This is a genomic window from Paenirhodobacter populi (assembly GCF_004022215.1).
Taxonomy (GTDB): Bacteria; Pseudomonadota; Alphaproteobacteria; order Rhodobacterales; family Rhodobacteraceae; genus Rhodobacter; species Rhodobacter populi.
Genome location: NZ_SAUZ01000085.1, coordinates 1 through 865 on the forward strand (window position 1 = coordinate 1; position 865 = coordinate 865).

Annotated in this window: 1 protein-coding gene; it reads right to left on the reverse strand. The window is 61.3% G+C overall.

Features of this window, described 5'->3' with window-relative positions:
* Window positions 1-746 (reverse strand): IS21 family transposase (gene istA / locus D2T30_RS22915; protein ID WP_128210659.1); only part of this gene is annotated, 746 nt, incomplete at its 3' end.
* Window positions 747-865: the final 119 nt, after the last annotated feature.

Genomic DNA, 865 nt, shown 5'->3' on the forward strand with positions numbered 1-865 from the left:
GGCACCATAAAGTTGCGCCGCGAGTAGCCCACCAGTCCTTCGACATTCCCTTTGTCGTTGCCCTTGCCCGGACGGCCGTAACGATCCCGGATCAGGTAATGTGACAAAAATCCGCTGAACAATGATGCCCGTTTGCGCGTCCCGTCCGGCAGGATCTTCGCCACCAGGCAGCGGTCGTTGTCGTAAAGCACAGACTGGGGAACCGCACCGAAGAACGCGAAGGCATGGATATGGCCATCCACCCAGGCCTCGGCCACTGCTGCGGGATAAGCCCGGACGTAACAGGCATCGCTGTGCGGAAGGTCCAGCACGAAGAAGTGAGCCTTTTGCTCAACACCGCCGATCCTGACCAGGGCTTCACCGAAGTCGGCCTGAGCGTGGCCCGGCGGATGCGACAGCGGCACGAACACCTCCTGGCCACGTCGTTCCCGCTCCCGGATGTAGTCTTTGATGATCGTGTAGCCGCCGGTGAAGCCGCATTCCTCGCGAAGCCGGTCAAACACCCGCTTCGCCGTATGCCGCTGCTTGCGCGGCATGGTCCGGTCCGACTCCAGCCACCCCTCGATAATCGGAATGAAAGGATCGAGCTTTGGGCGCCGGACCTCGGCTGTGCGCCGATAGCCAGGCGGAACCGAAAACGACATCATCTTCCGAACCGTGTCCCGCGAAACGTTGAATACCCGTGCCGCTTCCCGCTGGCTCATGCCCTCAGCACAAGCCTGACGAACTCTCAGATATAGCTCCACGCTGTAAATCCCCACGCCCTCCCTGCTACCGCAGAAAGGGAAAACTGGACGACTTTTACGCCGCCCGCAGCAGCATCAGGCCGCCGCTTCCGTGGACCAATTTCGCACCGCCGTTCTCA